Here is a 10,726-nt window from a genome sequence, read left to right as displayed (position 1 = left end):
GAGCTGCTTTCGCTTTTTCCGCTGCGGCCGGTGATTCCACGTCCTTCTGAGCCTTTCCAGTCCCCACCGCCCCAAGCGAACCCGTGAAGATGGGCCCAAGGCGGGAAAAATGGCCTGTCGGGGGAGAGTTCGAGCGCGCCGCTACTATATGCAGGAACCTGGGGCTTGTAAATACGTTACTAGGAGGCATGGAGCAGAAGGCAGGTGGCAGAATGCAGGCGTAAATCGAGTGCTGCCTGCGTCCCGCCTCCTGCTTCCTGTGAGCTATTTATCGTAATGCAGCAACGAGAAGACATCAAGGGCACCTAGTTTCTCTCGACCCTTCAGGAAGTCAAGCTCGACCACGAAGCCCAGGCCGGCGATCTCGCCCCCGAGTGACTTGGCCAATTCGACGGTAGCGGCGGCCGTGCCGCCGGTGGCCAGCAGGTCGTCCACGATGATCACCCGCTGCCCCTTCTTGACCGCGTCCTTGTGGACCTCCAGCGTGTTCTTGCCATATTCCAGCGCGTACTCGATGCGCGCCACCTCGGCGGGCAGCTTCTTCGGCTTGCGCACCGGCACGAATCCGGCGTTCAGCCGGTACGCGACCGCGGGGCCAAAAATGAAGCCCCGGGCCTCCATGCCCAGCACCAGGTCCACTTCCTTGTCGATGTAGTGCTCGGAGAGCGCGTCGATGAGCGTGGCGAAGCCCTTCTTGTCCTTCAGCAGGGTGGTGATGTCGTAGAAGAGGATGCCGGGGATGGGGAAGTCGGGGACCTCGCGGATCAGCTGCTTCAGGCTGGAACAGTCGGTGGCGGGCTTGGTCTGCATGTCACCAGGCTCCTTCGATGCGGAATGATTCCAGGCCGGGCTGGACCTCGGCTGGAGAGACGTCCACTGCATCCACGCGCGCCGCGCGCGGGCCTTCGCGCAAGCGCCCGTGGAGGCCGGCCAGTTGCTCGGGCGTCCCCTGGGCCACGACTTCGACGCTGCCGTCGGCCTGGTTGCGCACCACGCCGGCCACGCCCAGCAGGTGCGCTTCCCGCTCCACGAACCAGCGGAAGCCGACCCCCTGCACCCGTCCTCGCACTACATAGCGGCGCGCTTCCACGGATTGTTCGGTTCGTGCCATCACTCTAACCGGCGTCATCCTGAGGTGCTTTAGCACCGAAGGATCTCGCGCGCAGCACTCACAAATAGGGCACGCGAGATGCTTCGGGCCTGAAGGCCCTCAGCATGACTCCATTCAGGCTTTCACCCGCTCCAGGTACGTTCCCTCGGCGGTGTCCACCCGGATCTTCTCGCCCTCGCTGATGAAGGGCGGCACCTGCACCACCAGCCCGGTCTCGGTTTTGGCCGGCTTCATTACCGAGGAGGCGGTGGCGCTCTTGAGCCCGGGCTCAGTCTCCACCACCTGCAAGTCCACGGTCTGCGGCAGCTCGATGCCGATGGGGCGGCCCTCGTGGAACTCGACCTTGATCTTCAGGTTGGGCGTCAGGTAGTCGGTGGCGTCGCCCAGCACTTCCTTGCTCAGGTGGACCTGGTCATAGGTCTCAGTGTTCATGAAGTAGTAGTCGTCGCCGTCCTGGTAGAGGTACTCCATCTCGGTCTCGTCCACTACCACGCGGTCGATGGCGTCGGCGGAGCGGAAGCGGTGCTCGAACATGGCCCCGGTGCGCAGGTTGCGCAGCTTGGCCTGGATGAAGGCTCGCAGATTCCCTGGGGTACGGTGCTCGACGCTGAAGACCAGGTGCAGCTCGTGGTTGTGCTTGATGATCATGCCGGGGCGCATCTGGGTCGCTGGTATCGCCATAAGAACGTGGGGACTCCTGTGCTGTATTGCTGTCGGAAGAGCCTGCTGGACCGGGTCACAGCGCGGCCGCAGGAACAATCGCGCCGCGGGCTCAGAGACAAACACTTGATTTTACCCTAGTCCGCGCCTCGGCCGCAGCCGTCTTCGTAGTGTCATCCCCAGCGCACTTTGGCCCCGAGGGAACTGCTGGTGCCCCTCGTAAGAAAAGCAAGTTAGATCGCAGAAGTAGGATCGCGGAAGTGAAGGTAGTCCCGGTCCACTTCTGCGATCTTCGTTCTGACTTCTGCGATGTTCTTTCCTAATTCGGGCGCGTAGAATTGTGCGCTCACAGGAGAGCCTATGTCATACAAACGATTCGGTGAGTATCAGGCCTCGGAGCGCAGCTCGGTGGGCACGGCGCTGACTTTCCTGTTCATCGGTTTGGGGATCGGCGCCCTGACCGCGCTGCTATTCGCCCCCAAGACCGGCAAACAGATGCGGCGCTTGCTGCGCCGGCGCTACGACGACGCCCTCGAAGGCGCGGAGGACTTGGTCGAACGCGGCGGCGAATGGGTCAAGCGGGGCAGCGAGCTCGCTGAGGAAGTCCGGGACCGCGTCTCCCCGGTCAGCAAGATGTTCGATCGCTAAAGAAAGTACACACAAGAGAATACCCAAAAAGACGAAAGCCGCGGACCTGGATCCGCGGCTTCTGTCTAAAACCTGGTCCCTCAGAACAGCCGGAAGTTGACTTCGATGGAGACCTGCACCGGGACCGGCTGGCCGTCCTTGCGGGCAGGCTCAAAGCGCCACGTACGCACGGTCTTCATGGCTTCCTCGTCCAGGCCCATGCCCAAGGAGCGGGCCACGCGCAGATCGCGCACGTGTCCGTCGGGGCCAACGATCACCCACAGCACCACCGTGCCCTGGTACTTGGCTTTGCGTGCCTCTTCAGAGTATTCCGGATCGGGGTCGTAGATGGGGCGCGGAGCGCTCACCCCTCCACCCACCCGGTAGGCGCCGCCGCCGATGCCTCCGCCCCAGCCCGGGCCCACGCCCGGACCGCGCCCGGATCCCACTCCGCCGCCACTGCCGCTACCGATGCCGCCGCCCGAGCCGGTGCCGTTCGAAAGCGGGCCCAGCACCTTGGAGAGCGGATCACCCAGCTGCCCGCCGGTAGGCAGCGGGATATTCGGCGGGACCACGACCGTGGGTTCCATCGCCAGCTTCGGATTCTCGTTGCGGATGACGGCCACCGGAGGGGTGAACTGCTTGTCGGAGAGCTTGGGCAGGTTGCCCTTGGAGGCTGCCAGCTTATCGCGGTCGCCGCCCCCACCACCGCCACCCGATGCGTCCTTCGCCGGCGGCAGGATGTAGGGGCTGATGTCGGTGACCATGCCCATCACGTGCTGCTTGATCTCCACCTTGTGTTCCTGGATGTAAATGCCGGAGTAGAGCAGTCCCGCCACCGCCAGGGCATGCACCAAGAAGGAGAGGATGAAGTTGTTCGCTTGGGCATCATAGTTGTGGTAGCCCACCCCGAAGAGCGTAGGCAGCACCACCTCCCTGGGAGAGACTGATGCCCTGCCGGTTGCCGCTGCCGGTTTCACTCCAGGTCCCGCCATGAATCCCCTAAGTATAGACCCCAAGACGCGAAAAACGTTTCCCGAAATCCGTAGAATCGCGGTCGTCACTCCCCGGAGGGGAACAAGCCTCTCACGCGGGGGAGCGCCTGCCCCTTATTATCGCGCAGTTTGCAGTCGCTGGCGCAAGTTCTTGTCCACCCGTCCCTTAGCCCCCGAAGACTGAGGCGAAGAAGCCGCGCAGCCGGCCAAAGAATCCGCGCTTTTCCTTCTTCTTCTCCGCGGTTACCGGCGGTGCCGGCGGCGGCGGAGGCGGCGACACCTCCGGTTGCGGGACGGCGGGCAGGCTGGCGATCTCCCGGCGCTGCATCGGCGGCGGGTCGGGGACCCTGGGCGGCGGCGGCCCGCTGGCGTTGAAGATGAAAGGCGCGTCCATGGTCACACGGACGCCGCTTGCATCGGGCGGCGGTGGCACGGTCATGGCGCTTTCAGTCGCCTGCGCGACCAACGCTTTTTCCACGGTCTTGGTTTCCGGCGGCGCCGGGGCCGCGGTCTTGATCACCGGCGGAGGCGGTGTGGGGCAGCCGCAGTCCCCGGTGTCCGCTACCGCGGCCGCGATGCTTCCGTTCCTGAAGCGGACCCGCTCTCCCGGCTTCACCTGGTAGGTGCCATCGCCCATCAGTTCGGCAACGATCACCGACGCACCGTTGGAGGACATCGAGTGCACGCAGGTGTTGCCGCGGGCATCGGCTGCGTAGGCGAAATGGAAGGCCCCGGGGCCCGGCATCTGGATGCGGAAGTCCGGGGTGAGCAGGGAATCAGCGCTGGCGCCGATCGCGTAATGGGTCTCGATCGCGCCGGTACCCATGGCCAGCAGCAGGTCGCGGCCGTTGGGAGAGGCGGTGACGGAGATGCTGGTGTTGGAGCAAACGTGCACCTCGCCGCCGCGTGCCAGCTTGACCACGGCGGTGGCCTCGCCCGCGCTCACCGAGGAGCCGCTCATCAGGCGCGTGCCCCCTCCCGCCAGCACCACGGAGCCTTTCACCGTGGCGTCGGTGGCATAGACCTCTCCGAGGGTCTTTTGTCCGTAGGCGCAGGGAACCAGGCAGAGCAAGGCGACGCAGCAGAATGACAGCCGGAACTTCATGAGGTGGCGGCCATCTTACACGACCGGCAGGGGGTAGAGGAACTCAGGGGGAACAAGGAAGGCGCGCCCGCAGGCCGCCTTCGGGGATCATTGCACTTCGGAGACGAAGTCGTATTGCTCAATGACCGCGCCGATGCCGATCCGGTTGCCCGGGCCTGCCTGGTCCACGCGCACCACCTTGCCGCGGCAGCGTACCCGGATGCTCTCGGTCAACGTGATCTCGGGCGGCAAGGTGAGCGTGAACTCGATGGGAGAGCCCTCTTCGATCTTCGAATCCATGTAGAAGAAGACGCCGCGGGCGCTGACGTCGCGGGTCTGGGCCTGCGCATCGGTGGAGGCGCCGTCGCTGAACTTGATGGTTACGGGCAGCCGTAGCGCAAACCGCCGCGTCGCCCGCTGTTCCGGTGAAGTTTCCGCCATAGGCCTCCACTCTCGTGAGCGCCTAGAATCACCTTCCCCCGCTGTGGGTGTCAAGGTACAAGTTGGACATGCCCTTGGCGCGCGCCCTAAGACGCTGCCTCCGAAGGACATAGCAAAGCCGCTACAATAAGGCGTGGTCTTCGTGCTCGATAACTACGATTCCTTCACCTACAACCTGGTCCAGTACTTGGGCGAGATGGGCCAGCAGGTCGAGGTGCGGCGCAACGACCAGACCACGGTCGAGGAGATCGAGCGGCTGCGGCCCTCGCACATCCTGGTCTCGCCGGGACCGTGCACGCCGCAGGAGGCCGGCATCAGCATCGAGCTCATCCGCCACTTCGCCGGCAAGACGCCGGTGCTGGGCGTCTGCCTGGGTCACCAGGCGCTGGGCGCGGCCTTCGGCGGGAAGGTCGTGCGAGCGCCCCACCTGATGCACGGCAAGACCAGCCAGATCGAGCACGACGGCCGCACCATCTTCGCCGGCGTGCGCTCGCCCATGACCGCTACCCGCTATCACTCGCTGATCGTCAGCGAAAAGGGACTGCCGAAGGAACTGGAGATCAGCGCCACCACCCGCGACGCCGACGGCTCGCGCATCATCATGGGCCTGCGCCACAGGAAGTATCCCGTCGAAGGCGTGCAGTTCCACCCGGAAAGCGTGCTGACGGAAGACGGGAAGAGGCTGATCGCGAATTTCTTGGCGTTATAGTGGCCTGCACATGACATTTGCAAGCTCTCTTGTTGTAAGTCTGATTCTGCTTTCAACGATTACCCACGCTCAGGCCATATCCGCCGAATTTCCCCGGTCGAAACGCGCATTTGCTCTCTCCTGACAAACGGTTTGAGCTGATCAATGTCGATAGCGACAAAGAACCGCACCACTCGATCTTTCTCAAGGAGAGGAAGACAGGTCAAAGCCGAAAAGTGTACGAGTACGGCCGGTCAGCGGCCGTGCTGTGGGCGCCTGACAGTAAGCACTTTGCCCTAAACGACCACGCGGGAAGCGACTTTACAAATACCTACGTCGTTGCGGTCGATGAAAGCACGCCTCGGATTGATGTGCAAGAAGAGATTCAACACTTCGTAAAGGGTCTAGCGGGAGGCCACCACGAGTATTTCGGCGTTGCACGGTGGCTCGACAACCGTACAGTGGTGGTTCATCACTGGGGGCACGGTGATGGCGACGCCTTTTGCGACTGCATCATCTATGTCTTGAGCGAGTCGGCGAAGAAATGCAAGCGACAGGGAAAGGCCCGCGATCCCGAACAACTTTGCGACGATATGACACCCTGACGTTCGGGGCTACAAAATCTCAAATCTGAAATCTGCAATCTGAGATCTGCAATCGATTTCGCTAAGGATTGCAGACTGCAGATTTCAGATTTCAGATCTCAGATTTTGTCCGCTGCTTCGCAGGTCAAAGACCTTCTCTTGCGAGCTCCACCGCCCGCACCACGGCCTTGGCCTTGTTGACGCACTCCTCGTACTCGCGCTGCGGGTCGGAATCGGCGACGATACCCGCGCCCGCTTGGACGAACGCTTTTGTCTTGTCCATCATCAGGGTGCGGATGGCGATGCAGGAATCCAAGTTTCCGGCGAAGTCGGCGTAGAGCACCGAGCCGCCGTACACGCCGCGCCGCACCGGCTCCAGTTCTTCAATGATCTCCATGGCCCGCACCTTGGGCGCGCCGGTGAGCGTGCCGGCGGGGAAGCAGGCGGCGAAGGCGTCCAGCGGCCCCAGTCCCGCGCGCAGCTTGCCCTCGATCGCGGACACCAGGTGCATGACGTGCGAGTAGCGCTCCACGTACATCAGGTCGCGCACCTTCACCGTGCCGTACTCGCTGACCCGGCCGACGTCGTTGCGGCCCAGGTCCACCAGCATGACGTGCTCGGCGCGTTCCTTCTCGTCGGAGCGCAGTTCTTCCTCCAGACGCTGGTCCTCGGCGTCATCCTTGCCGCGCCAGCGGGTGCCCGCGATCGGCCGGTACTCCAATTTGCGCCCCGTCACCTTCACCAGCATCTCCGGCGAAGAGCCGATCACGTGGTTGTCTCCCATCCGCAGGAAGTACATATACGGGGACGGATTCACGGTGCGCAGCGCGCGGTAGATGTCGAACGGCCGGACGCCGGGGATGAACTCCAGGCGCTGCGAGAGCACGACCTGAAAGATGTCGCCGGCGGCGATGTACTCCTTGGCCCGGCGCACGCTGTCCATGAACTGCTTGGGCGAGGTGGCGGCCGTGGTCTTCATCGCCCCGCGCGCCGGTTTGTGCCGCACATCGGCTCTGCGCGGGCCGACGGCAAGTCTCGTTTCCAGCGTGGCGATGTCGCGCAGCGCGCGCTCGTAGGCCTTGCGCGGTTTCTCCCGGCTGACGTCGGCGGCGGCCAGGATGTGGATCTGGTGGCGCACGTGGTCGAAGGCCAGCAGGCGGTCGAAAAACATCAGGACGCAGTCAGGGACGTCGATGTCCGGCCGCGCCCGCTCCGGCAACCGCTCCAGCCGCCGCACCATGTCGTAGGCGAAGAACCCGACCGCGCCCGAGGTGAACGGCGGCAGGCCCTCGACCGGCGCCACGCGGTGGGCGCTGAACAGGTCTCGTAACGTACGGAACACGTCGCCTTCACTTCGTTCCAGGCGCCCGCTGCGCTCGACCTCGAGTCTTTCTCCCCGCGAGCGCACGATCATGTACGGCCGCGCGCCCAGGAAGGTGTAGCGCCCGATCTTCTCTCCGCCCTCCACCGATTCCAGCAGGAACGAGTACGGCTCGCCGGCGGCGATGCTCAGGAAGGCGGAGACCGGCGTTTGCAGGTCGGCGGTGATAGTGCGCGAGACGGGGATGAGCGTCGCTTGCTTGGCCAGGTCGGCGAATTGGTCGAAATCAGGGCGCATGGCGAAGAAGTATTCAGTTACTCGGTACTCAGTACTCAGTTAACGTCCCGCATTATAAAGAGTTAGGGTTCGCTCCTTGCGGCTGCGGGTTGTTCCGCCGCTGGGAGAGGGGCGTCGGTTGCTCTTAGTCGGTGCCAAACTGAGTACCGAGTACTGAGTACCGAGTACTCCGGAAAGTATTGACTTGCCAAGCCTTAGTTGGCTTATACTGCTGCCGTTCATCGCCCAAAAGGTCCTTCCCCGAGCCGCATCGGACGTGCGGTAGCGCGCCCTTGCAAGCGTACAGTTCGCCGATACCTGGGCGGTGAGCGGACGGAGTGGTGCGCCCTGTTCGGGGCGCGCTGGGGCACGACGGATTCAGGAGCCGGCTGTGCGGCCGGCGGAGGCCCATGCAGGTCAAGTTCTGGGGCGTGCGAGGATCGACACCGACTCCGCAGGCGGAGAACCTCCGCTATGGCGGCAATACCTCCTGTGTCGAGGTTCGCGTCAACGGCAACATCTACGTCTTCGATTGCGGCACCGGCTTCCGCAACTTGGGCAAGCAACTGACCAAGGAATTCAACGGCAAGCCCATCCACGCCCACATCTTCATCTCCCACTTCCACTGGGACCACATCCAGGGCATCCCCTTCTTCCAGCCGCTCTACGAGAACCCCGACAACTACTTCTTCTTCCACTCCTCCAGCCGCTCGCGCGGCCTGCAGCGCGCCATCGAGGAACAGATGTCGGATCCCTACTTCCCGGTGGACATGAGCGAGATGGCCGCCCACCGCAATTTCTATGACATCGAGGAAGACCGCATCGCCTTTGACGATTGCGTCATCCAGTCCATGTGGCTGAACCATCCCCAGGGCTGCCTCGGCTTCCGCCTGGAGACCGAGAACCACGTGCTGGTGTACGCCACCGATAACGAGCCCGGTCACCCGGTCTTTGACAAGAACGTCCGCAAGCTGGCCCAGGGCGCCGATGTGCTCATCTACGATGCCCAGTACCTGCCCGAGGAATACGCCGCCAAGAAGCGCGGCTGGGGCCACAGCCATTGGCGCGAGGCGGTGAACATCGTGATGGAGAGCGGCACCAAGGAGCTGGTGCTCTTCCACCACGATCCCGACCACTCCGACGAGTGCATCGACTCCATCGTCAGGACCGCCCGCGACCACTATCCCAAGGTCCGCGCCGCCAGCGAGGGCATGGAGATCCAGGTCTGAATCTTGTGTGGCACAGCCGCCCGCGGCTGTGAATCCTGCCCATCTGTCATCCTGAGCGAAGTCGACGGGATCCCTAGGCCATAGGTGCGTTCATTCGCGGCCGATGCGCTCGATCTCTTTCTGAATGGCGAACTTATCGAGGCTCTGCAGCGGCAGGGAGATGAAGAGACTGATACGGCGGTCGAGCGCGACGAACGCCTCACGAAAGGCGCGCGACACCTCGGTCGGACTACCCACGACGGCAGCCGGGTCGGGAATGCCCCAGTGGGCAGTCATCGGCTGGCCCGGCCAAACCGGACAAACCTCCTTGGCGGCGTTGTCGCAGACGGTGAATACAAAGTTCATCGCCGGCGCACCCTCCCCCGCAAATTCTTCCCAGCTCTTGCTGCGCAGTCCCCCAGTAGGCAAGTGCGCGGCTTGCAGCTGCTTGATCGCCTCCGGATTGACCTCGCCCGCCGGATGGCTGCCGGCGCTGTACGCAACGAAATTGGGAAGACCCTTGCGCTTCAGGATGGCCTCGGCCATGATCGAACGAGCTGAATTGCCCGTGCACAGAAACAGTACGTTGTAGGCTCCTGGCATGGTCGGCACCTCGCACCTGGGACTGGATCCATCTTCGCGGGCGCGAATATCTCGACAACTCTATACATATATGCGAATATACGCAAGAGGTCGACCGGATGAGCGAACTGGAGCGCATCTTCAAGGGGCTGGCGGACGGCAACCGCCTGCGCATCCTGAACCTGCTGTTGCACGGCGAACTGTGTGTCTGCGAAATCCAGCACGTGCTGGAGTCCCCCCAGCCCAACGTCTCCCGCCACCTCACCTACCTGAAGAACTCCGGGCTGGTGCTGGACCGCCGCGAGGGCTTCCGCGTCTATTACAGGCTGTCGGAAGTCTGCCAAGGTGAGGCGCGCCTCCTGTTCGATTTCCTGCGACAGATATGCCGGCGTGATGACGCGCTGCGCGCCGACGTGGAAAAACTGAAGCACGCCATCCGCCATGGTGACTGCACGGTCAGCGCGTTCCGCCCTTATTCCGCCCTGCGCGGAGAAAAGACAACCCCGCATGCCGATCGCTGAACAGGTCGCCCCACCAGTCGCCGCCCCGCGCCGCCTGGCCTTCTTCGAGCGCTACCTGACCCTCTGGGTCGGGCTGTGCATGCTCGCTGGCCTCACTCTGGGCAAGTGGGCGCCGGCCGCCGTGGACGCACTCCGCCGGATGGAGTTCGGCCGCGGCAGCCAGGTCAACATCCCCATCGCCGTCCTCATCTGGCTGATGATCACGCCCATGATGATGAAGGTGGACTTCGGCGCCATCCGCAACGTCGGCCGCCGTCCCCGCGGCTTGCTGGTCACGCTGTTCGTGAACTGGCTGGTGAAGCCATTCTCGATGGCCCTGATCGGCTGGCTGTTCTTCCGCCACGTCTTCGCCGCCTGGATCGCGCCCGCCGACGCCGACCAGTACATCGCCGGAGTCATCATCCTGGCCGCTGCCCCCTGCACCGCCATGGTCTTTGTCTGGAGCTATCTCACCGATGGCGACCCCGCTTACACCCTGGTGCAGGTCTCGGTGAACGATCTGATCATGCTGTTCCTGTTCGCGCCCATCGTGCGCTTTCTGGTGAGCGGGGCGTCGTCGCTCAATGTGCCGTTCCGAGTCTTGCTTTTCTCGGTGATTCTATTCTTCGTGATCCCGCTGGTCGCCGGC

14 protein-coding genes are annotated in these 10,726 nt (G+C 63.5%); 6 read left to right on the top strand and 8 right to left on the bottom strand.

Annotated elements, in window-relative coordinates:
* Positions 1-264: 264 nt before the first annotated feature.
* The 3 genes from VMS96_13355 to efp form a co-directional block, all read right to left on the bottom strand.
* On the bottom strand, positions 265-810 hold the full coding sequence (locus VMS96_13355) for an adenine phosphoribosyltransferase (protein HVP44414.1): 546 nt from the start codon (positions 808-810) through the stop codon (positions 265-267).
* Position 811: 1 nt separating this feature from the next.
* On the bottom strand, positions 812-1,111 hold the full coding sequence (locus VMS96_13350) for an acylphosphatase (protein HVP44413.1): 300 nt from the start codon (positions 1,109-1,111) through the stop codon (positions 812-814).
* A gap of 114 nt (positions 1,112-1,225) precedes the next feature.
* Entirely contained in the window at positions 1,226-1,792 is a 567-nt protein-coding gene (efp, locus tag VMS96_13345) for an elongation factor P (protein HVP44412.1), read from the bottom strand.
* Positions 1,793-2,131: 339 nt separating this feature from the next.
* On the opposite strand from efp, the gene VMS96_13340 reads away from it, so the two are divergent.
* Positions 2,132-2,419, top strand: coding sequence for a YtxH domain-containing protein (locus VMS96_13340; protein ID HVP44411.1), 288 nt, complete (start codon positions 2,132-2,134; stop codon positions 2,417-2,419).
* Between the two features lie 80 nt (positions 2,420-2,499).
* Here the strand turns inward: VMS96_13340 and VMS96_13335 are convergent, their stop codons facing one another.
* The 3 genes from VMS96_13335 to VMS96_13325 all read right to left on the bottom strand — a co-directional run bounded on the left by VMS96_13335 (position 2,500) and on the right by VMS96_13325 (position 4,918).
* Positions 2,500-3,327, bottom strand: a complete 828-nt coding sequence (locus tag VMS96_13335) for an energy transducer TonB (protein HVP44410.1) — start codon at positions 3,325-3,327, stop codon at positions 2,500-2,502.
* A gap of 232 nt (positions 3,328-3,559) precedes the next feature.
* Positions 3,560-4,498 (bottom strand): hypothetical protein, encoded by a 939-nt coding sequence (locus VMS96_13330; protein ID HVP44409.1) that lies wholly within the window; start codon positions 4,496-4,498, stop codon positions 3,560-3,562.
* Positions 4,499-4,585: 87 nt separating this feature from the next.
* Positions 4,586-4,918 (bottom strand): PilZ domain-containing protein, encoded by a 333-nt coding sequence (locus VMS96_13325; protein HVP44408.1) that lies wholly within the window; start codon positions 4,916-4,918, stop codon positions 4,586-4,588.
* A gap of 133 nt (positions 4,919-5,051) precedes the next feature.
* On the opposite strand from VMS96_13325, the gene VMS96_13320 reads away from it, so the two are divergent.
* Positions 5,052-5,627 (top strand): aminodeoxychorismate/anthranilate synthase component II, encoded by a 576-nt coding sequence (locus VMS96_13320; GenBank protein HVP44407.1) that lies wholly within the window; start codon positions 5,052-5,054, stop codon positions 5,625-5,627.
* A gap of 110 nt (positions 5,628-5,737) precedes the next feature.
* Positions 5,738-6,211, top strand: a complete 474-nt coding sequence (locus tag VMS96_13315; GenBank protein HVP44406.1) for a hypothetical protein — start codon at positions 5,738-5,740, stop codon at positions 6,209-6,211.
* Positions 6,212-6,335: 124 nt separating this feature from the next.
* Here VMS96_13315 and trpE read toward each other — a convergent pair whose 3' ends face one another.
* Positions 6,336-7,808 carry an anthranilate synthase component I gene (trpE, locus tag VMS96_13310; protein ID HVP44405.1) on the bottom strand — a complete coding sequence of 491 codons (1,473 nt, stop codon included), beginning with the start codon at positions 7,806-7,808 and terminating at the stop codon, positions 6,336-6,338.
* A 389-nt stretch (positions 7,809-8,197) separates the two neighbouring features.
* Between trpE and VMS96_13305 the strand changes: the two genes are divergently transcribed.
* Positions 8,198-9,016 (top strand): MBL fold metallo-hydrolase, encoded by an 819-nt coding sequence (locus tag VMS96_13305; GenBank protein HVP44404.1) that lies wholly within the window; start codon positions 8,198-8,200, stop codon positions 9,014-9,016.
* A 90-nt stretch (positions 9,017-9,106) separates the two neighbouring features.
* Here the strand turns inward: VMS96_13305 and VMS96_13300 are convergent, their stop codons facing one another.
* Positions 9,107-9,598 (bottom strand): arsenate reductase ArsC, encoded by a 492-nt coding sequence (locus VMS96_13300; protein HVP44403.1) that lies wholly within the window; start codon positions 9,596-9,598, stop codon positions 9,107-9,109.
* Positions 9,599-9,696: 98 nt separating this feature from the next.
* Here VMS96_13300 and VMS96_13295 point away from each other — a divergent pair, with 98 nt between their 5' ends.
* Together VMS96_13295 and VMS96_13290 are read left to right on the top strand one after the other, a co-directional pair.
* Complete coding sequence (locus tag VMS96_13295; GenBank protein ID HVP44402.1) at positions 9,697-10,098, top strand: metalloregulator ArsR/SmtB family transcription factor; 402 nt, start codon at positions 9,697-9,699, stop codon at positions 10,096-10,098.
* Positions 10,085-10,726 (top strand): arsenical-resistance protein (locus VMS96_13290; GenBank protein ID HVP44401.1); only part of this gene is annotated, 642 nt, incomplete at its 3' end. The genes VMS96_13295 and VMS96_13290, both read left to right, overlap by 14 nt.

The organism is Terriglobales bacterium (assembly GCA_035543055.1).
GTDB lineage: Bacteria > Acidobacteriota > Terriglobia > Terriglobales > Acidobacteriaceae > JAIQFD01.
Note: the sequence above shows the minus strand (reverse complement) of the source record. Positions and strands in the feature narration are given on the sequence as shown.